The organism is Bradyrhizobium sp. LeoB3 (assembly GCF_055456055.1).
The window spans coordinates 1-19,956 of sequence record NZ_JBVBEF010000083.1 but is presented as its reverse complement, the minus strand read 5'-3'; the positions used below and the strand labels follow the sequence as shown (position 1 = coordinate 19,956).

Here is a 19,956-nt window from a genome sequence, read left to right as displayed (position 1 = left end):
TTCTTGAGCCTATTCTTGGGCCGCAGGAAGCAACCTGCGGCCATTGTTTTCGTTGATCGGTAACCGTGCCCACAGGATCGGCTGGAATTGTCCGGCCGGCTTCCTACATGATGGGCGTGTCCACTTGGAGTCATTTCGGAGGCGTTCGGTGAGCTCCAGAAATGCAGTTCTGGCCGCCGTTGCCACCGCCGCCCTGGTCCTGAGCGTCCCGGCGATGGCGGACGATTATCGCCCCGGCGACTATTTCAATCTCGACCTCTCCAAGGCCGTGCTGTCGCCTAAGCGGCTCGGTCCGCCGACGGAGTTCGCACCGGTTCCCGTCGAAGCCAAAAGCGATCACAATGATGCTGCACACGTGGTCGCGGAACCGAAGCCGGTAGAGACGAAAAGGGTCAGGGCCGCGCGTGCTGCGCCTGTGCCTGAGCGGTCGGTGCGCACCGAGCGGCGCGTTCCCGCCCGCGCCAAGCTTGCCCGCCGCCACGGCAACCCGCTCGACGCCCAGGCCCGCGACACCCGCATCCAGACCTGGCCCTGCCGCTCCGGCGGCATCTGCAACTGGCGCTGACGGGCGCGCCCGACAAAGTCTTAAGAGCACCACTGGCGCACACATTCTCCGTCATGGCCGGGCTTGACCCGGCCATCCACGAACCGCTTGCGCGTCTGCAAGAGGTGGATGCCCGGGACGAGCCCGGGCATGACGAGGTAGTGCGGTTAGTACGAGTCATCCACCTGTCGTAAAACCGTAGGCTGGGAGTCAAGCAGCGCAGGCAACCTTCGTCGCGATTCGACGGAGATCCTGCCCATGGCGATTGCGACACGCGCCAGGCGCGGCCTGACCCGACGCCAGTTTCTGATCCGGTCAGGCTCGACCGCCGCACTCGCAAGTCTCGGCACTCTCGCAAAGCCCTATCTCAGCCGCGCCGCCGATCGCCCGAAGCTTCGGTGCGGGATTCAATCCGGTGACGTCTCTGATGATGCCGCTGTGATCTGGTCGCGTGTCGATCGTGCCGCGCGGATGCAGGTGGAATGCGCAGCCGACGAGAATTTCAAGACCATTTTGCGCGCGGCCTCAAGCGACGCGCTGCCTTCAACCGACTTCACCGCAAAGCTCCTCATCGACGGCCTGCCGCCGGGACAGGACATTTTCTATCGGGTGCGCTTTGAATCGTCCGATGGGCTTGCGGGCGAGGCGAGGGGCGGCCGTTTCCGCACGGCACCGATGACGCGCCAATCGATCTCCTTCGTCTGGTCCGGCGATACGGTGGGGCAGGGTTGGGGCATCGATCCCTCCCGCGGCGGCCTGCGCAGCTACGGCACGATGCTGGCGAACCGTCCCGACTTCTTCATTCATTCCGGCGACCACATCTACGCCGATTGCCCGGTGCCATCTGAGTTGCGGCTGCCGGACGGCACGCTCTGGCGTAACATCGTCACCGAAGAGAAGTCGGCGGTCGCCAGGAGCCTCGCGCAATTTCGCGGCAACTACAAATACAATTGGTGTGACGCAAACTTCCGCGCCTTCCATGCGGAAGTGCCGACGTTCGCACAATGGGACGACCACGAGGTCGCCGACGACTGGTCGCCGATCGGCAGCGCTGATGAGACCGGCTATGCCGAGGACGGCTCTTCGCGTCTGGTGGCGCGTGCGCGGCGCGCGTTTCACGAATTCATGCCGATGCGCACTACTCTCGCGCAGGACGGCCGCGTCTATCGCAGGATCGCCTATGGTTCGCTGCTCGACGTGTTCCTCATCGACATGCGCTCTTACCGCGATTCCACGTGGAATAAAGGCGATGGCAACAGCGACAGCTTCATCCTTGGCAAGGCGCAGCTCGCCTGGCTAAAGCGCGAGCTGGTCGCCTCCAGCGCCACCTGGAAGGTGATCGCCGCGGACTTGCCGATCGGCCTCATCAGCCTGGATGCGGTCGCGCTCGGCGACGGCCCGCCGGAGCGGCGCGAGCACGAGATCGCTGATCTCCTGTCGTTCATGAAGCGTGCCAGCATCCGCAACACGGTCTGGCTCACCGCCGACATGCACTACACCGCGGCCCATCATTACGACCCGAACCGTGCGGTCTTCCAGGATTTCGAGCCGTTCTGGGAATTCGTCTCCGGCCCGCTGCACGCCGGCACCTGGTCGCCGGGCGTGCTCGACAACACTTTCGGCCCCAAAGCGATGTATCAGAAAGGCTGCAGCGCGGAGCAGGGCGACAACCTCGCTCCCTGCTTCGGCCTGCAATTCTTCGGCCGCGTCGACATCGATGGTGCGACCGGGGTGATGACGGTGACCTTGAAGGACGTCGACAACCGCGATCTCTGGTCGGTCGATATCGAGCCACGGCCGGATACGCGGCCGGGCGAGATCATGGCAGAGCACATCTGACTCCCTCCGTCATTCCGGGGCGTCCGAAGGACGAGCCCGGAATCCATTCCGGCTGCAGCCCCTTGTGATTGCGAGCCAACGGGTCGCGCGAACGCGCGCCCGACGACAGGCTCCGCGAAGCGATCCACGTCTCCACAAGTGGCGCTATGGATTGCTTCGCTCCGCTCGCAGTGACGACGTGGATGCTTTGGGTGCGACAAATCAACTCGACGGGCAAATCAGCCCAAAGTCTGTCCATCCCCTGCGCGAAAAATATTCCGCTTTCGCCGTCGGGCAAATCAGTGATTTAACTCCGCGCGTCTCACGGCGGATGAGGGGCGGCTCGCGATCGTCACGAACGTTGCGGTGAGATGCGGTGGACGCGATGGGTGTGACTGACGAGCGCGCGCATTACGGACGGCGAAGTCGTGTGGTCCTGGCGCCCCGACGCTGGCGCTAAGTTTTTTGCGCGAAGAAGTTCGTGCGAGAGATGACGGTGGCAAGAAAGCCCGGTCACCGGGGAGAGCGCGAAGGAAACCGTAACACCATCGCGCAGGGAAAGCCGGAATGCTTCGGTTGACCTGTGGTCCTACCCCCGTGCTTTTTGTTGCACGGGACCCACGGGTGCAACCAGCACCCGGCTTTCCCTGCGCCCTCTGATATCGAGGAGGGCGGAAACGATGCAAACCTCGGGCATTTCACGCCGCGAGAATGCGGACTCACATCCCCTCGGCTGTTTGAAATCTGAATCAGAACTCTCCCCTGTGGTTATGGGTCCCCGCCTTCGCGGGGACGACAGCGGTGCGAGGTTCAGCGGGAATCGTAGGATGGGTAGAGCGGCGCGAAACCCATCATCGTGCGGCTTGCTCTATCGCGATGGGTTTCGCTGCGCTCTACCCATCCTACGCAGGATCGCTGCAAAAAAGAATGGCCCCTTGCGGAGCCATTCTGTTCACGCCTCAGTAGCCGTAGTTGTGATGATGCTTCTTGATGATCACCACCTTGTCGTGATGGCGATGATGCCAGCCGGGCCCGCGCATCTCGGCGTGGGCGCCGCGCCAGTGATGATGATGGTCGCCACGCTTGATTACGACGGTCTCTGCATTGGCGATCGACGGAGCTGCAACGGCAATCGCGCCGAGCGCTGCGAAGACATAAGCAAGTTTCTTCATGATGTCCTCCTCCATGTGCCTGAACTAAACGGCACTTCCCGCGGAAACGTTCCGCAGGAACTGCAGGAGAATCCTGAACAACTGTTCAGCTTGCGCTCATGCTGATGAGACCCTTGGCCGTCATTGCGAGCGGAGCGAAGCAATCCATCTATCCACGTTCGCGGATGCATGGATTGCTTCGTCGCTTCGCTCCTCGCAATGACGGGCAGAGGCCGATGGTCATCGCCACGCGAATGCGTTCAGCCTTGCGCGCGTTCGATATTGCCGCTGCGTGTCGGCACGCCGAATTCGCGACGGCAGACGTCGGCGAGCACGGCTACGCCTTCGCGGATCTGCTGATGCGAGGGGCTCGCGAAGCACAGCCGCAGCCGGCTGCCGGACCACGCCTTGTTGGTCGACCATTCCGGTCCCGGATTGATCGAGACGCCGGCGGCGAGCGCCGCCCGGTAAAGCTTGAGCGTATCGACATGATCCGGAAGCTTGACCCAGAGAAAGATGCCGCCCTTCGGCTCTTCGAATTCCGCCACGGTGCCGAACTGCTCGCTCAGCGCCTCCATCAGCGTATCGAGCTTGGCACGCAGGCCGCGCGTCAGCTCCGGCACATGGGTCGCAAAATGCGGCGCGCAATATTCGGCGAGCACCATCTGCTCCAGCGCGCCGGAGCCGGCATCGGTCTTCAGCGCCAGCATCCGCGACATCACTTCCCAGGGCGCGACGATGAAGCCGACGCGCAAGGCGGGCGCGATCGATTTCGAGAACGAGCCGATATGGATCACGCCGCCGTGCTGGCTCATGGCATAGATCGCGGGCGGACGCTCGCCGCTCCAGGTGAGGTCGGCGTAGCAATCGTCCTCGAAGATCGGCACGCCATAGTCGCGCGACAGCTTCAGCATCTCGGCGCGGCGGCTCTCGGGCAGGATCGTGCCGGTCGGGTTCTGCACGGTCGGGATGGTGTAGATATATTTCGGCGTGATGCCGCGCCGCTTGTGGTCGGCGAGCGCGGCAGCCAGCGCATCGATCCGGATGCCGTCCTGGTCGAGGGGAATGCCGACGGCATTGATGCCGAGCCGTGTGAGCCGGTTCAGCGAGCCCTGATAGGTCTCCTGCTCGATCAGCACGGTGTCGCCCTTCGCCAGCAGCGTGTGGTTGACGAGGTCGAGCGCCTGCAGCGAGCCGGAGACGATCAAGATGTCATCGGCCGTACAGTCGATGCCGGCATCGCGCTTGAGCTTATGGATCAGGAATTCGCGCAAGGGCCGATACCCTTGCGGGCCGTGGGCGAGGTTATAGGTCGCGAGCGCCTTGCCCTCGCGCCTCAGCACCGCGTTGACCGCCTCGATCAGCCCGTCGACCGGAACCCCGTCCGGATCGTTGTTGCCGCCGACAAAGCTGTACTTGGCAAGCCCGGTCCACTTGGCGGCCGGCGCCGGCAGGCCGGCGGGCAACAGCGGCGCGAAATCGAATTGGGCTGACGACATGGACATTCACTCCCGTGTTGTTGTCGTTGAGAAGGCCCGGAGAAAGTCGATGGCCCTCTTGCTAGTTCTTACTGACGATCCTGATCGGTCGTCCCTGGCTGATGAAGGCATAGTGCCCCGGGCCGACGCTGCCAACCATCAGCGCTTCGACAGCGGGTTCGGCGATCTCGCCGGCTGCCGCCCAGTCCACCACGAAATTGGCGCCGGTGCCGCCGCGCACGTCGGAGGTGGGGATGAAGACCTCGATGGTTGCGAACGGCTTCAGCGCGATCGGCGCCTTGAGGTAGCTTTCAACCGGCTTGCCTTCGGTGTCGAAATAGGCGATCCGCTTCAATACAAGGGGCTTGGTCTCGGAGGTGTTGTGGACACTCAATGTCACCGAGAAATCGGCCCTGAGCCTGCCTTGGCTCATCGAAACACTGGAATAGACTGGGACGTAGAAAGAGCCGAAAACGACGAGATTCTCGGCGGGAACAGCCGTCAGCGAACTCGCAAAACCCTGCTCGATGCTGCCGCTTTGCGCCACAGAGGGGCGGGATGCGGTCAGCGATGCCAGAATCGCCAGAAACAGGCTAAGGGCGCGGATGTGACAGATTGCTCGTTTGACCCCCGTGCTTGGGTCTCTAGGTTGCGCTGAGGAGAAGCCCCAAGACATGCATGAACTTATAGGTGATATTACTTTAAGCATCCTGTTCGCCTGGGTGCTCGGCCTGTTAGCTCATTTCTCCCGGCAACCCCTGATCCTGGCCTACCTTATCGCCGGGTTTTTGATTGGTCCATTCGGCACGGGCCTGGTCAAGTCCCAGGAATCGATCAGCGTCATATCCGAGCTCGGCCTGATCTTCATGCTGTTCATGATCGGGCTCGAGATCGACCTGAAGAAGATCGTCCGCGCCGGCAAGGTGATCCTGTTCGCGGCCGGCGGCCAGCTCCTGGGCGGTTGCCTGCTCGGTATCCTGTTTTTCGTCGGCATCGGCCTGTCGATGGGCGGCGGCGGCAAGTTCGACGCGCTCTATCTCTGCGTCGCCTGCGCGCTCTCCTCGACCGTGATCATCGTCAAGGTGCTCTACGAGAAGCGCGAGCTCGATACGCTGCCCGGCCGGATCACGCTGGGCGTATTGGTGCTGCAGGACATCTTCGCGATCCTGTTCCTCGCCGTGCAGCCGAGCCTCGACAACCTCCAGATCGGCATCGTCCTGCTCTCGATCGTGCGCGTCGGGGTGCTGGTGGCGACCGCGCTGGTGCTCAGCCGCTACGTGCTGCCGCGGCTGTTCCAGCAGATCGCACGCCGCCCCGAGCTGATCCTGCTCGGCGCGCTTGCTTGGTGCTTCCTGATCGGCGAGGTTGCCGAACGCCTGCATCTATCGCGCGAGATGGGCTCGCTGGTCGCCGGCGTATCGCTGTCGACCTTCCCGTATGCGCTCGACGTCACCGCCAAGGTCACCACCTTGCGCGATTTCTTCATCACGCTGTTCTTCGTCGCGCTCGGGATGACGATCCCGGTTCCCGGTCTCTCGGTGATCGGGCTTGCGCTGCTGATCGCGGCGTTCACCGTGGTGAGCCGCCTGGTCACGACGTTCACGCCGCTCTATCTGATGAAGCAGGGCTTGAGGGCCAGCCTGCTGCCGGCGATCAACCTGGCGCAGATCTCGGAATTCTCGCTGGTGGTGATCCAGACCGGCGTTGCCGCCGGGCACATCTCCACCGCGACCTCGAGCGCCGCCTCCTTCGCTTTCGTGGTGTTGGCGGTGCTCAGCACCTTCGCGATCACCAGGAGCGGGGAGATCACCCGATCCCTGATCGGGCCATTGAAGCGGATCGGGCTTCGCGACCTCGATCAGGCCCACCCTGTGGAAGCGGATGGCCCCGAGGGCGGCCACGGCGCGCCCCGCCGGATCGTCATCCTCGGCTTTTTCCGCGCCGCCAGCGCCCTGCTCAGCCAGATCGAGCGGCAGAACGAGGCGCTGCTGGAGCAGATCAACGTCATCGACTTCAACCCACTGGTGTTCAGGACCTTGAAAGACCGCGGCCTGCAGGTGATCTATGGTGATATCAGCAACGTCGATACGCTGGTGCATGCCGGCATCGGCAAGGCCGAGATCATCATCCTGAGCGTGCCGGATTCGCTCCTGGTCGGCGCCAATAATGAGAAGCTGGTCCGCCATGTCCGGAGCCTCAATCCGACCGCCAAGATCGTCGCCACCGCCGATTTCCTGGCTGACGTGAACGATCTCTACGCCGCCGGAGCCGACTACGTGACGGTGACGCGGATCAGCGACGCGAGCGAGCTGTTCTCGGTGATCGAAGCGGCGGACGCCGGTCTCTTGGCAGAGAAGCGCGCCGAGATGGATGTGCAGCTCGCCGAGCGGCGCGAGGTGTTGCCCTAGATGCTGGTGGGCGGAATGCATGCTGGTATGCCTGCTACCATGCGGATTGATGCTGGCGCGGGCTGCCGGTTCCGGCTAATGCACTGGCAGCAAGAAGCGAGATTTTGACACATGGCCGATACGATCCAGGAAGTGTTGCAAGCCTTTGCGAAGGGCGAACTCGTCGTCGTCACCGATGACGAGGATCGGGAAGGCGAGGGCGATCTGATCGTCGCGGCCTCGCTCTGTACCGCCGACAAGATGGCCTTCATCATCCGCCACACCTCCGGCATCGTCTGCGCGCCGATCACCACCGACGACGCGAAGCGGCTGCGGCTCGACCCGATGGTCGCGCACAACGATTCCAGCCACACCACTGCCTTCACCGTCTCGATCGACTACAAGCCCGATGGCGGCACCGGCATTTCGGCCGACGAGCGCGCCTCCTGCTGCCGCGCGCTCGCCAATCCCAATGCCGGCGCCAACGATTTTGCCCGGCCGGGCCACATCTTCCCGCTGATCGCCCGCGACGGCGGCGTGCTGCTGCGCTCCGGCCATACCGAAGCCGCGGTCGACCTCTGCAAGCTCGCCGGCCTGCCGCCGGTCGGCGTGATCAGCGAATTGATGAACGACGACGGCACGGTGATGAAGGGCGAGCAGGTGGCCCGCTTTGCCGCCGCCAACAAGCTCAAGCACGTCACGATCGCCGATCTGATTGCCTATCGCCAGGCCCGCGAGAAGCTGATCGAGCGGGTCGCGACGTTCACGACCGACAGCCCGATCGGCCCGCTGCAGGGCTATGCCTACCGCTCGCCATTCGACGAGATCATGCACGCCGCCTTCGTCTATAACGGCATCGGCGACGGCAAGAACGTGCTGACGCGGCTGCACAAGCCGAACATCGTCAAGGACATCTTCACCGGTGGGGCACGCATGGAAGCCGTTCTGCGCCAATTCAAGAACGCTGGCCGCGGTGTGCTGGTCTACTTGCGCGACGGCGCGGCCGGTGTTCCCGTTGAGCCCGTTGGCACGCAGACTGCGGAGGCCGATCGCAACCGGCAATGGCGCGAGGTCGGCGTCGGCGCACAGATACTGCGCGATCTCGGCGTCACCTCGATCCGCAATCTCACCTCATCCGTGCATGACTACAAGGGATTGTCCGGTTTCGGCATCGAGATTGTCTCCAACGAGAAACTCGAAAGCTGACCAGGGGAACCCAATGCAATTGCGCTTCCACTCACGGCGCTTTAATTTATCGGGTAATTCCGAAACGACGAGACGAAAGGGATCTTCATGAGCGTGCGCCCCCAGGCCAAGGACAAGCCGGCTGCGGCTTCTTTCCAGTGGGATGATCCGTTCCTGCTCGATGACCAGCTCACCGAAGACGAACGCATGATCCGCGACACCGCGCGCGCCTATGCGCAGGACAAGCTGCTGCCCCGCGTCATCAACGCCTATCTGGAAGAGAAGACGGATCGCGAGATCTTCAACGAGATGGGGGAACTCGGCCTGATCGGCGTCACGCTGCCGGAGGAATATGGCTGCGCGAATGCGAGCTATGTGGCCTATGGCCTCGTCGCACGCGAGATCGAGCGGGTCGATTCCGGCTATCGCTCGATGAACTCGGTGCAGACCTCGCTGGTGATGTACCCGATCTATGCCTATGGCGATGATAACCAGCGCAAGAAATATCTGCCCAAGCTCGCCACCGGAGAATGGGTCGGCTGTTTCGGCCTGACCGAGCCGGATGCGGGTTCCGATCCCGGCGGCATGAAGACCCGCGCCGAGAAGGTTTCCGACGGCTACCGGCTGACCGGCAGCAAGATGTGGATCTCGAACGCACCGATCGCCGACGTCTTCGTGGTGTGGGCGAAGTCGGCCGCGCACGACAACCAGATCCGCGGCTTCATCCTGGAGAAGGGCATGAAGGGCCTCTCCGCGCCGAAGGTCGGTGGCAAGCTGTCGCTGCGCGCCTCCATCACCGGCGAGATCGTGCTTGATGGTGTGGTGGTTCCGGAGAGTGCGCTGCTGCCCAATGTTTCCGGTCTCAAGGGGCCGTTCGGCTGCCTCAACCGCGCCCGCTACGGCATCTCCTGGGGCGCGATGGGCGCCGCGGAGGACTGCATGCACCGCGCGCGGCAATATACGCTCGACCGCAAGCAGTTCGGCCGCCCGCTCGCCGCGACGCAATTGGTGCAGAAGAAGCTTGCGGACATGGAGACCGAAATCGCGCTCGGCCTGCAGGCCTCGCTTCGCGTCGGCCGATTGATGGACGAGGGCAAGATGGCGCCGGAGATGATCTCCATCGTCAAGCGCAACAATTGCGGCAAGGCGCTCGACATCGCCCGCATGGCGCGCGACATGCACGGCGGCAACGGCATCCAGATCGAGTATCATGTGATGCGCCACGCCGCGAATTTGGAAACTGTGAACACCTATGAGGGCACCCACGACGTGCACGCGCTGATCCTGGGCCGCGCCATCACCGGCATCCAGGCGTTTTCGTAAGCGCTGATGTTGTGGAGCGATATGTAACCCCTTGCTCCGTCATGGCCGGGCTTGTCCCGGCCATCCACGTGTGAGCTTCCGGAAAGAAAGCGCGTGGATGCCCGGGACATCTGCGCGAAGACGCGCTTCGCGCTTTCGCCCGGGCACGACGAAATCAGCATCAGGTGTACAGCCATGGCCGACAACGACGACATCCCGTTCAACCGCGATTTTCCGCTCAAGCCCGGCGTGGTCGACGAAGCCCGCCCCGGCGTGCGGCGCGTCCTCTGCAACAATCCGAGCCCGTTCACCTTCACCGGCACGGTCAGCTACATCGTAGGCCAGGGCAATGTCGCGATCATCGATCCCGGCCCGGATGATGAAGCGCATGCCAAGGCGCTGCTCGATGCCGTGCGCGGCGAGACCGTGACGCACATCCTGGTCACTCACACCCATCGCGACCATTCGCCGAACACCGCGCGGATCAAGCAGGCGACCGGCGCGCCCGTTTATGCCGAGGGCCCGCACCGCGCTTCGCGGCCGCGGTTCGAGAGCGAGAAGCATAATCCGGAGTCCGGTGCCGACCGCGACTTCAGGCCGGACATCGAGGTCAAGAGCGGCGACGTGATCGAAGGTTCCGGCTGGGCGCTGGAGGCGGTGGCGACGCCGGGTCATACCGCCAATCACCTCGCGTTCGCCTGGCCCGAGCGCGGCATCAATTTCGTCGGCGATCACGTGATGGGCTGGTCGACCTCGATCGTGGCGCCGCCGGACGGATCGATGATCGACTACATGGCTTCGCTGGAACGGCTGGAGCAGCGGCCGGAGGAACTCTATTTCTCGGGTCATGGCCCCGAAATCACCGAAGGGCCGCGCTACGTCCGTTTCCTGGCGCGGCACCGGAAGGCGCGCGAGGCCTCGATCCTGCATCGCCTCGCCAAGGGCGAAGCCGACATCCCGACCATGGTGCGGGCGATCTATATCGGCCTCGATCCGCGGCTAACCGGCGCTGCCGGCTATTCCGTGCTGGCGCATCTGGAGGATCTGGTCGCCCGAGGGATCGTCAGGACCGACGGCGATCCGGTGATCGGGGGAACATACCGGTTGGCGTGATGCGCAAATGACGGATGGGGCGGTCCATCCGCCATTCGCCTACGTCGTGCGCGTCAGTGCGTCACCAGCGGGCAGCCGCCCTTGTCGAGCGGACGGAACGCTTCGTCGCCGGGCACGGTGGCGAGCAGCTTGTAGAGGTCCCATTCGCCCTTGGATTCCGAGGGCTTCTTCACCTCGAACAGGTACATGTCATGCACCATGCGCCCGTCGATGCGGATCTTGCCGTTCTTGGCGAAGAAATCGTTCACCGGCGTCACCCGCATCTGCGCCATCACCTTTGGCGCCTCGTCGGTGCCGATGGCCTCGATCGCCTTGAGGTAATGCATCGTCGCCGAATAGAGCCCGGCCTGGATCATGGTCGGCATGTGCCCGACCTTCTCATTGAAGCGCTTCGAGAAGGCCCTCGTCTCGTCGTTCATGTCCCAGTAGAAGGCATCCGTCACGATCAGGCCCTGGGTGGCCTGGATGCCGAGCGAATGCGTGTCGGTGATCTCCTGCAATAGCGCGATCATCTTCTGGCCGCCCTGGGTGAGGCCGAATTCGGCGGCCTGCTTCAGCGCATTGGTGGTGTCGCCGCCGGCGTTCGCGAGCGCCACGACCTTGGCTTTCGAGGCCTGCGCCTGCAACAGGAAGGAGGAGAAGTCGGAGGTGTTGAGCGGGTGGCGCACCTCGCCGAGCACCTTGCCGCCGCTTTCCTTGACGACGTTGGCAGCGTCGCGCTCGAGCGCCATGCCGAACGCATAATCGGCGGTGACGAAAAACCAGGTGTCCTCGCCGCGCTTGACCATCGCCTTGCCGGCGACGTTCGACAGTGCGTAGGTGTCGTAGGTCCAGTGCACGGTGTTGGGCGAGCAGGCAACGCCGGTGAGGTCGGACGTGCCGCCGCCGGAATTGATATTGATCTTGTTCTTCTCGCGCGTCAGCGCCGAGATCGGCAGCGCGACTGAGGAGGTCGGCACGTCGAAGATCGCATCGACCTTCTCGTTGTCGTACCAGTTCCTGGCAATGGCGACGCCGACATCCGGCTTGTTCTGGTGATCGGCAAAGACGACCTCGACCGGCTTGCCCTTCACCTTGCCGCCGTAATCGGCGACCGCCATCTGCACCGCGGCGACCGAGCCCTTGCCGGTGGCATCGGCATAGAGGCTGGACATATCGGTGAGCACACCAATTTTGACCACGTCGTCGGAAATCTGGGCGTTGGCCGCGCCGGCGGAAGCGGCAAGCGCGAGACCCGCCGCAAGGGCGGCCGCAAGCGGTTTCATCGTTTCTTCTCCCTAACTTCTTGTTGAGGATTTTTATTAACGCCGCCAGTTCTATCCGGTGCCATCACGGCGGCAAAGCCCTGGACCGCGAACAAGGCCGCAGGGGAGGTTTGCTCACGCGCAGCCCGTAGCCCGGGTGGAGCGCAGCGCAACCCGGGACGTCTGTATCAGCATTGACGAGCGGCCCCCGGTTACGCGTTCCGCTCCACCCGGGCTACGGCGGTCCCCGCAAGAGCGGGGCGAGGGAGAACCTCAAAGGGTCGGCAGCTTCTTGATGGAGACGTCGATCGCGCCTTCGGTTTCCACGATCACGCGCAGCGTCTTGGAATCGAAGGCGATGCCGGCGAGTCGCAGGCTCGTGATCTCAGTCGAAACCTTCACGCCGTCGTCGTTCTTCTGGTAATCGGCGATCGCGGCGGCGAGCTTCTCGCGGGCGTTGCTCGCGAACGGCTTCAGGTCGACGGTCATCTTCTCCGCGAGTGCGCGCTGCAGCTGCGGCACGGCGGCGCGCGCCGCAGCACCCAGCAGGCCGAAGGCGGCCTCGGATTCGACCGCCAGCTCGATATCGGTCAGCCGCACGATCTGCTGCGCCTGGTCCAGCACCGGCCGTCCCCAGATGTGCACGGTGGCCTCGGCGCCGAAGCCGAAGAAGCTCTTCTTCTCCTTTGCGTTCACCAGCAGCGAGATCAGAAGGCGATCACCGGAGGCCGCCACGCTCGCGTGCTTCACCGTGACGTCGACCGGACCGGAGCCATCCTCCGGGAAGGTCTTGCCGGCGAGCTGCGCCTCCAAAAGCTTTGTCAGCGACACAAAGGACATGTCGACAGGCATGCCGATGCTGACATGGCCCGGCGTCTGCGGTCCGATCAGGATCGTCGCCGGGAACGGGCAGTCCGGCTTGGTCGGCGCCTCCGTGATCCGGGTCTCCGCTTCGATGCCGAGCGTCAGCGTCACCGCGGAAGCGTCGACACGCGGCTGCGCCGCCAGCGCACGGATCGGGCGAAGCTCCAGCCACAATGGCGGCATGTTCGGGACGGCACCCGCGCCCTGCAGCGGAATCGAGCGGCAGGCTTTCGCCCATTGCGCGCGCGCATTCTGCTCGAAGGTCGGATCGTTGCGCATCTTCGTCTGCACGGCGGTCAACTGGTCGGCGACGGTCTTGTCGATCAGCGGCTTGACCTGCGCCGGCACGTTGACGCGGACGCCTGCGACCGACAGGCCGGTGTCGCCGAGATTGACCTGCGCCTGCAGGTTTGGCTCGATACGCCAGGCTGCGGCCAGCCGGGGCCGCGAGGTGACGACCACATTGCCTTTGATCTCGGCGTTGGCATTGATCTGTTTGATGTTGATGTCGCCGATCTGCTTGGCCGCATTGGCGCCGAGCAGGCTACCGAGCACGTCGCCGATCGCGCCCGTCGCCTTTGCCGACAGCGAGCCTGTGACGTTCAGCGCACCCGTCAGCGGCGTGGTGAGCGACAGCACGTCCTCTGCTCCGGTCGCCGCGATCGGCCCACGCGAGGCGGTCCAGCCGATATCGGCATTCTGCAGGATCTGCGGCACCGGATTGTCGGCCTTGCCGTTGAAATTCTTCGGCGTACCGCGGTCGGCGACGTCGCGGATCGCTGACAGCGCAATGGCGACCGGCGCCATCACCACCGAGCTGCGCGGCGCCGGCGGCAGCGGCGGCAATTCGGCCAGCGGCGGTGCCGGCACCGCGGCATGCGGCAACAGCCAGTCCATAGCCTTCAGGCTGATCAGGAACGACGCCGCAATCACCACGACGCCAATCACTATCGTCTTCGGACGCATCGGCAGACGCATCATTCCCCCGGATCGAGAAACCCCTGATTCGCTTATTATAGGGAAGGGGAAAGATGCGCCAGTGCGGCGGGTCGGTGTCCGTGTTGCGGCGTTTCTGGGTCGCGCGCCGTTTGGTTGAACATGGCCGTCCGTAGCCCGGGTGAAGCGTCAGCGTAACCCGGGACCTGCGGCGCGGATGCAGGCGTCCCGGGTTGCGCTGCGCTCCACCCCGGCTACGAGAGGCCCGCGAAATGAAAACGGCCCCGGCCAATGCCGGAGCCGCTCTTGAATCCAGTCTTTCAGCGCTTATCGCACCGTCGTACCGAGATCGGCGCGGCGGTCGGTCATCGGCAGCACGATCACCTTGGTTCCGACGTTGACCCGAGAATAGAGGTCGATCACGTCCTCGTTGATCAGCCGCAGGCAGCCGGAGGAAACGTGGGTGCCGATCGTCTCCGGCGCATTGGTGCCGTGGATGCGATAGACGGTGCCGCCGAGATACATGGCGCGGGCGCCGAGCGGGTTGCCGGGGCCGCCGGCCATGTAGCGCGGCAGGTAGGGCTGGCGGGCGATCATTTCCGGCGGCGGGGTCCAATCCGGCCATTCCGCCTTCTTGGTGATGGTCTGGACGCCGGACCAGGTGAAGCCGTCGCGGCCAACACCGATGCCATAGCGGAGCGCCTGGCCGTTGCCGAGCACATAATAGAGATAGGTGTGCGGGGTATCGATGATGATCGCGCCGGGCGCTTCACGCGTCGCGTAATTGACCACCTGACGGCGCAGGCGCGCGGGCAGTTCGAACCGGCCCTCACCCTGCGGCGGCGCAGCCTCGACGGAGGGCGGCGGCGCGGCTTCGGTCGGCGGCGTCATGAGGAACGGGAAGAACGGCAGCGGTGCGGCCGCGCTCGATGTAGAAAAACCAATGGTGCCAATCGCCAGCGCGCCAAATGCGGCGGCGGCGAGACGCGAGTTTCGCTTAATGGAATTAAACATTATCGACCCCTGTCTGACTACACCCTGCGGCGCCGCTTGCGGTTTGGCGCCTCGTTGATGTGATCCAATACAGGTGAAGCGTTTCGGGACGTTTGCACGAAATCGCCAAAATGGTTTCGTGGGGGTAAGGAATTGTTTCGTTAAGATTTCGTCGCCGCTTTCGTCGCTGCGCGGCGGCTGCCCAACCTACGTCCTTGACTTGCCGTTTGCGTCGCGGGCAAACTGTTGGTCCAATTAAAAGAAAAACAAACGCATCAGGCAAAAAAGGCCTGTTGCGGCAGGGAGTTTAGAAATGAAGCCATTCTTGAAATGGCTCGCAGCCGCGAGCATTCTCGGTCTCGGTTTTTCCGCCCAAACCGCTTTAGCCCAGCAGCCCATCCGTATCGGTGTGCCGACCTCCATCCAGCTCCAGGTCGGGCGCGACACGCAGAATGCAGCGAAGCTGGCAACCGACGAGATCAACGCCAAGGGCGGCGTGCTCGGCCGCAAGCTCGAGATCGTCGTTGCCGACGAAACCGAGAATCCGGAGCAGGGGATCGCCGCGATTAAGAAACTCACCGCCGACGACAAGGTCGACGTGCTGATCGGCGGCTACACCTCCGGCGTCACGCTGGCGCAATTGCCGCACATCTCGCGCGCTAAGACCATCTATATCGGCGTCGGTGCCGCTTCGCCCGCAATCACCGCGAAGGTGAAGGCCGACTACGACAATTACAAATATATTTTCCGCGCCTTCCCGGTCAACGCGGCGCACCAGGCCCGCGCGCTTGTCGACTTCATCAACGGCAAGCTCAAGGGTGACATGAAGTACACCAAGATCGCGATCGTCGGCGAGAACGCGAAATGGGTGCAGGATCTGGTGCCGATCCTCAAGAAGGGCGCGATCGACGGAGGCACCGAGGTGAAGCTCGCCGAATTCTTCGACACTTCGACCGCGGACTTCTCGCCGCTGTTTGCCAAGGTCAAGGACAGCGGCGCGCAATACCTGATCGTGATCCTGTCGCACGCCTCGTCGGACGTGTTCGTCAAGCAGTGGCATGACGCGCAGGTGCCGATCCCGATCGGCGGTATCGACGTCAAGAGCCAGGATGCCGACTTCTTCACCCGCGTCGGCGGCAAGGCCAACAGCGAAACGGTTGGCATGTTCGCGATCCGCGCGCCGCTGACGCCGAAGACCATTCCGTTCTGGGATGAATTCGTCAAACGCTACGGCACCGCGCCTGTCTACACCGGCATCGGCGTCTATGACGCGGTCTACGTCTATGCCGACGCGGTTGCCCGCGCCAAGTCGACCGAGGCCGACGCCGTCATCAAGGAGCTCGAGAAGACCGACCATGTCGGTATCGCCGGCAAGCTGGTGTTCGACGAGCTGCATGACGTGAAGACCGGCCCCGGCCTGCAAAATCTGCTGTTCGTGCAGTGGCAGCCGAATGGCGAGCGCGTCGTGGTCTGGCCGAAGGAAGCGGCCACCGGCAAGATGATCGCTCCGCCCTGGATGAGCAACTGATCGCGTCTGTTCTCGTTGGTCGATCGGCTCACCTAGTGGTGTGGCCGGTCGCCCCGACTCGCGACGTTCGACAGGGATAGCATGCTTGAAATTCTGATCTATGGCGCGGTGTCGAGCGCGATCTATGCCATGCTCGCGGTCGGCTTCACGCTGATCTTCGGTGTGGCGCGGATCCTCAACCTCGCCCATGGCGCGTTCTACGCGCTCGGCGCCTATGCCGCCTATGTCTTCACCGGCCTGTTGCATTGGCCATTGCTCATCGCGGCACCGCTCGCGGTGCTGGTGGTTGCGCTGTTCGGCGTGTTGATGGAGCGTTTCCTGGTCCGTCCGCTGCGCTATTCGCAGCTCGCGGTCCTCATGATCACGCTTTCGGTGTCGCTCGCGGTCGAGCAGGGGCTGTTCATCACCTTCGGTTCCGAATACCGCAACGTGCCGTCCTTCGTGGCGGACAAGATTTCCATCGGTGGCGTCGACATCGGCGGGCAGCGGCTGCTTGCCTTGATCGCGGGCGTGCTGGTGCTCCTGCTGCTGTGGCTGTTCATCCAGCGCACGCGGCTTGGGGCTGCCATCCTCGCGGTGTCGCAGGATCCGGAAGCCGCGCAATATATGGGCATCCCCACCAACCGCATCTTCTCGGTGGTGATGGCGATATCGGCCGGCACCGCGGCGCTCGCGGGCGTGCTGGTCTCGCCGTTCCTCACGGTGCAGCCGACCATGGGCCTATTGCCGATGGTGAAGGCCTTCGCCATCGTCATCGTCGGCGGGCTCGGGTCGATCCCGGGCAGCATCCTGGCCGCGCTTCTGCTCGGCTATTCCGAGACCATCGTCGCCTACCTCATTTCGTCCTCATGGACCGAACTGGTGTCGCTGGTCGCCGTCGTCACGACATTGATGATCAAGCCGTCCGGATTGCTCGGTCGGCGGGCGGCGTTCTGATGAAGCAGCTTTCTATTGTCGACCTTTCCGGCGCCATCGTCGTCGTGGCGCTATTGGCGCTCGCGCCGGTGCTGCTCAACAGCAGCTACTTCACCGGCGTCCTCACCGTCTGCGTGATCTACGCGATCTGGGCGGCGAGCTGGGACTTCATGTCCGGGCTCACCGGCCGCGAGAATTTCGGACACTCGCTGTTCATCGGCGCCGGCGCCTATACCGCGGGCTTCCTCGCCACCGCCTGGTACGCCAATCCCTGGTACAGCCTGCCGACGGCGGTGGTGGTCGCGGTCGCCTTCAGCCTGATCGTCGGCTTCCCGACGCTGCGGCTGCGCGGGCCGTATTTTGCGCTTGCCATGCTGTCGGCCTCCGCCATCATGCAGCGGCTCTGCCTGATCTTCTGGGAGTATAGCGGTGGTGAGGAAGGACTTTACGGCCTCGATCCGCTGATCCAGTCGCCGCTGCACTACTACTGGTTTGTGCTCGCGATCCTCGTCGCGGCAGTGGCGATCCTCACCGCGCTTGCGCAGTCGCATTGGGGACTGTTGCTGCGCGCGATCCGCGGCGACGAAGCGACCTGTCAGGCCGCCGGCATCAACGTCACCTTCTACAAGATCGCTTCGCTGACCATCAGCGCGGCCTTCGCAGGCCTCGGCGGCGCGCTCTACGCGCATTACCAGTTGCAGGTGAGCCCGCCGCTATTTTCCGTCGTGGTGTCGATCACGGTGATCATCATGGTCTATGTCGGCGGCATCGGTTCGATCTATGGGCCGGCGCTCGGGGCGATCATGCTGACGCTCTTGACCGAGCTCCTGCGTTCGTTCGGCGAATACCGGCTCTGGGTCTATACGCTGACCTTGATGCTGATCCTGTTCTTCCTGCCCAACGGGCTGATCGCGCCGCTATGGCGGCGGCTGACGGAGCGCTTCCGATGAGCGCCATTCTTGAAGTGAAAGACCTCTCCAAGCGCTTCGGCGGTCTCACGGCCACCAAGAACGTCAGCTTCTCGCTGGAGCCCGGCGAACTCACCGGCATTCTCGGGCCGAACGGCGCCGGCAAGACCACGCTGTTCAACCTGCTCACCGGCTTCATCGCCGCTGATACCGGCAGCGTCCTGTTCGAGGGGCAGGAACTCCGCGGGCTGGCGCCGCACAAGATCGTCAACCGCGGCGTCGCCCGCACCTTCCAGCTTACGCGTCCTTTCCTCGGTATGACGGTGCTTGAGAATGTCGTCGTCGCCTGTCTGTCGCCGCGGGCGCGCGATGCGCATGACAAGGAGGCGCGTGCGCAGGAGCTGCTCGACCAGGTCGGGCTCGGCGCCAAGGCGCGCGAGCCGGTCGAGACGCTGCCTTACGGCGATCTGCGGCGGCTGGAGATCGCGCGTGCGCTTGCGACCAAGCCGAACCTGTTGCTGCTTGACGAACCCTTCGCGGGGCTCGGCAGCAGCGAGATCGAGCCGCTGGCGCAATTGATCAAGCGGCTGCACCGCGAGCAGAAGCTGACGATCCTTTTGATCGAGCACAAGCTGCGCGAATTCATGGCGCTGGTCTCTCGCGTCATCGCGATCGATTTCGGCGAGATCATCGCGATCGCGCCGCCGGCCGAGATCGTGCGCAACCCGCGCGTGATCGAGGCCTATATCGGGAAGACGGAGGCCGCGCATGCCTCTGCTTGAAGTCAGAGATCTCAGCGTCCGCTACGGCAAGGCGCTGGCCGTCGAGCAGGTCAGCGTCACCGTCGACAAGGGCGAATTGGTCGGCGTGCTCGGCCCGAATGGCGCCGGCAAGACCACGCTGTTGAAAGCGATCTCGCGGGCGATCGGCTCGACCGGCACGCTGAAATTCAAGGGTGAGACGCTGGAGCGTCTGCCGCCCTATGACGTCGTCGCCCGCGGTATCTGCCACTGCCCCGAGGGGCGGCGGCTGTTCCCGGAACTATCTGTCCTGAAGAACCTGCAGCTCGGTGCCTATCTCAGGAGCAACAAGGCCGAGATCGCCGAAGACCTCGAACGCGTCTTCGCGCTGTTCCCGGTGTTGAAGGAACGCCAGCAGCAGCAATCGAGCACGCTGTCGGGCGGCGAGCAGCAGATGGTGGCGATCGGTCGCGCCATGATGGGCCGCCCGGAATTGCTGCTGCTCGACGAGCCCTCGGTCGGTATCGCGCCGCGGCTGAAGGGCCTGATCTTCGACGCCATCGAGAAGATCAGGAAGGACGGCACCGCGATCCTGATCGTCGAGCAGGACGCCACCGCGACCTTGCGCATCGCCGACCGCGTCTACGTGCTCGAGCACGGCCGCACCGTCCGCGAAGGCCGCGCCAAGGAACTCGCCGGCGACGAATATATCCGGCAGGTGTATCTCGGCGTTTGAGCAGGCCGAGGGGCGAGCTCGGCTTCACCTCGCCCCGCTAGCAGTCTGCTGAAAAACCTTAAAATGGAGAGTTTTCGTCTTCTCGGCGGTTGTTGTTGGAGCGGCGGGGTGGGC

The 19,956-nt window shown here is 63.8% G+C and carries 17 protein-coding genes; 11 read left to right on the top strand and 6 right to left on the bottom strand.

Going from position 1 to position 19,956, the window contains the following annotated elements; translation table 11 throughout:
• Nucleotides 1–214: 214 nt before the first annotated feature.
• Nucleotides 215–565 carry a hypothetical protein gene (locus ACZXDY_RS34865; protein WP_035692994.1) on the top strand — a complete coding sequence of 117 codons (351 nt, stop codon included), beginning with the start codon at nucleotides 215–217 and terminating at the stop codon, nucleotides 563–565.
• Between the two features lie 237 nt (nucleotides 566–802).
• Entirely contained in the window at nucleotides 803–2,383 is a 1,581-nt protein-coding gene (locus ACZXDY_RS34860) for an alkaline phosphatase D family protein (protein WP_464348647.1), read from the top strand.
• Nucleotides 2,384–3,321: 938 nt separating this feature from the next.
• On the opposite strand, the gene ACZXDY_RS34855 is transcribed toward ACZXDY_RS34860, so the two are convergent.
• From ACZXDY_RS34855 to ACZXDY_RS34845, 3 genes are all read right to left on the bottom strand, one after another.
• Nucleotides 3,322–3,534: a hypothetical protein gene (locus ACZXDY_RS34855; protein WP_464348646.1), complete on the bottom strand. Its 213-nt coding sequence runs from the start codon at nucleotides 3,532–3,534 to the stop codon at nucleotides 3,322–3,324.
• Nucleotides 3,535–3,773: 239 nt separating this feature from the next.
• Nucleotides 3,774–5,012 carry an aminotransferase-like domain-containing protein gene (locus ACZXDY_RS34850; protein ID WP_464348645.1) on the bottom strand — a complete coding sequence of 413 codons (1,239 nt, stop codon included), beginning with the start codon at nucleotides 5,010–5,012 and terminating at the stop codon, nucleotides 3,774–3,776.
• 61 nt (nucleotides 5,013–5,073) lie between these two features.
• The gene (locus tag ACZXDY_RS34845; protein ID WP_464348653.1) at nucleotides 5,074–5,598 is read right to left on the bottom strand and encodes a DUF3124 domain-containing protein; all 525 of its coding nucleotides are present in this window, start codon (nucleotides 5,596–5,598) and stop codon (nucleotides 5,074–5,076) included.
• Nucleotides 5,599–5,665: 67 nt separating this feature from the next.
• On the opposite strand from ACZXDY_RS34845, the gene ACZXDY_RS34840 reads away from it, so the two are divergent.
• From ACZXDY_RS34840 to ACZXDY_RS34825, 4 genes are all read left to right on the top strand, one after another.
• The gene (locus tag ACZXDY_RS34840) at nucleotides 5,666–7,399 is read left to right on the top strand and encodes a cation:proton antiporter domain-containing protein (protein WP_464348644.1); all 1,734 of its coding nucleotides are present in this window, start codon (nucleotides 5,666–5,668) and stop codon (nucleotides 7,397–7,399) included.
• A gap of 111 nt (nucleotides 7,400–7,510) precedes the next feature.
• Nucleotides 7,511–8,584: a 3,4-dihydroxy-2-butanone-4-phosphate synthase gene (gene ribB / locus ACZXDY_RS34835; RefSeq protein ID WP_028168955.1), complete on the top strand. Its 1,074-nt coding sequence runs from the start codon at nucleotides 7,511–7,513 to the stop codon at nucleotides 8,582–8,584.
• Between the two features lie 87 nt (nucleotides 8,585–8,671).
• A complete protein-coding gene (locus ACZXDY_RS34830) occupies nucleotides 8,672–9,886 on the top strand; it encodes an acyl-CoA dehydrogenase (protein ID WP_028168956.1) in 1,215 nt (404 codons plus the stop codon).
• Between the two features lie 174 nt (nucleotides 9,887–10,060).
• Nucleotides 10,061–10,978 (top strand): MBL fold metallo-hydrolase, encoded by a 918-nt coding sequence (locus tag ACZXDY_RS34825; protein WP_463331846.1) that lies wholly within the window; start codon nucleotides 10,061–10,063, stop codon nucleotides 10,976–10,978.
• 53 nt (nucleotides 10,979–11,031) lie between these two features.
• Here ACZXDY_RS34825 and ACZXDY_RS34820 read toward each other — a convergent pair whose 3' ends face one another.
• The 3 genes from ACZXDY_RS34820 to ACZXDY_RS34810 all read right to left on the bottom strand — a co-directional run bounded on the left by ACZXDY_RS34820 (nucleotide 11,032) and on the right by ACZXDY_RS34810 (nucleotide 15,036).
• Complete coding sequence (locus tag ACZXDY_RS34820; protein WP_464348643.1) at nucleotides 11,032–12,243, bottom strand: ABC transporter substrate-binding protein; 1,212 nt, start codon at nucleotides 12,241–12,243, stop codon at nucleotides 11,032–11,034.
• A gap of 252 nt (nucleotides 12,244–12,495) precedes the next feature.
• Nucleotides 12,496–14,064: a DUF4403 family protein gene (locus ACZXDY_RS34815; protein WP_464348652.1), complete on the bottom strand. Its 1,569-nt coding sequence runs from the start codon at nucleotides 14,062–14,064 to the stop codon at nucleotides 12,496–12,498.
• A gap of 285 nt (nucleotides 14,065–14,349) precedes the next feature.
• Nucleotides 14,350–15,036, bottom strand: a complete 687-nt coding sequence (locus ACZXDY_RS34810; protein ID WP_464348642.1) for a L,D-transpeptidase — start codon at nucleotides 15,034–15,036, stop codon at nucleotides 14,350–14,352.
• Nucleotides 15,037–15,328: 292 nt separating this feature from the next.
• Here ACZXDY_RS34810 and ACZXDY_RS34805 point away from each other — a divergent pair, with 292 nt between their 5' ends.
• From ACZXDY_RS34805 to ACZXDY_RS34785, 5 genes are all read left to right on the top strand, one after another.
• A complete protein-coding gene (locus ACZXDY_RS34805) occupies nucleotides 15,329–16,543 on the top strand; it encodes an ABC transporter substrate-binding protein (protein WP_464348641.1) in 1,215 nt (404 codons plus the stop codon).
• Nucleotides 16,544–16,624: 81 nt separating this feature from the next.
• Entirely contained in the window at nucleotides 16,625–17,479 is an 855-nt protein-coding gene (locus ACZXDY_RS34800; RefSeq protein ID WP_028168962.1) for a branched-chain amino acid ABC transporter permease, read from the top strand.
• Nucleotides 17,479–18,408 carry a branched-chain amino acid ABC transporter permease gene (locus ACZXDY_RS34795; RefSeq protein WP_464348640.1) on the top strand — a complete coding sequence of 310 codons (930 nt, stop codon included), beginning with the start codon at nucleotides 17,479–17,481 and terminating at the stop codon, nucleotides 18,406–18,408. The genes ACZXDY_RS34800 and ACZXDY_RS34795 overlap by 1 nt, the downstream gene beginning before the upstream one ends.
• Nucleotides 18,405–19,148 (top strand): ABC transporter ATP-binding protein, encoded by a 744-nt coding sequence (locus tag ACZXDY_RS34790; protein WP_456642408.1) that lies wholly within the window; start codon nucleotides 18,405–18,407, stop codon nucleotides 19,146–19,148. The genes ACZXDY_RS34795 and ACZXDY_RS34790 overlap by 4 nt, the downstream gene beginning before the upstream one ends.
• The gene (locus ACZXDY_RS34785; protein WP_028168965.1) at nucleotides 19,135–19,842 is read left to right on the top strand and encodes an ABC transporter ATP-binding protein; all 708 of its coding nucleotides are present in this window, start codon (nucleotides 19,135–19,137) and stop codon (nucleotides 19,840–19,842) included. The genes ACZXDY_RS34790 and ACZXDY_RS34785 overlap by 14 nt, the downstream gene beginning before the upstream one ends.
• Nucleotides 19,843–19,956: the final 114 nt, after the last annotated feature.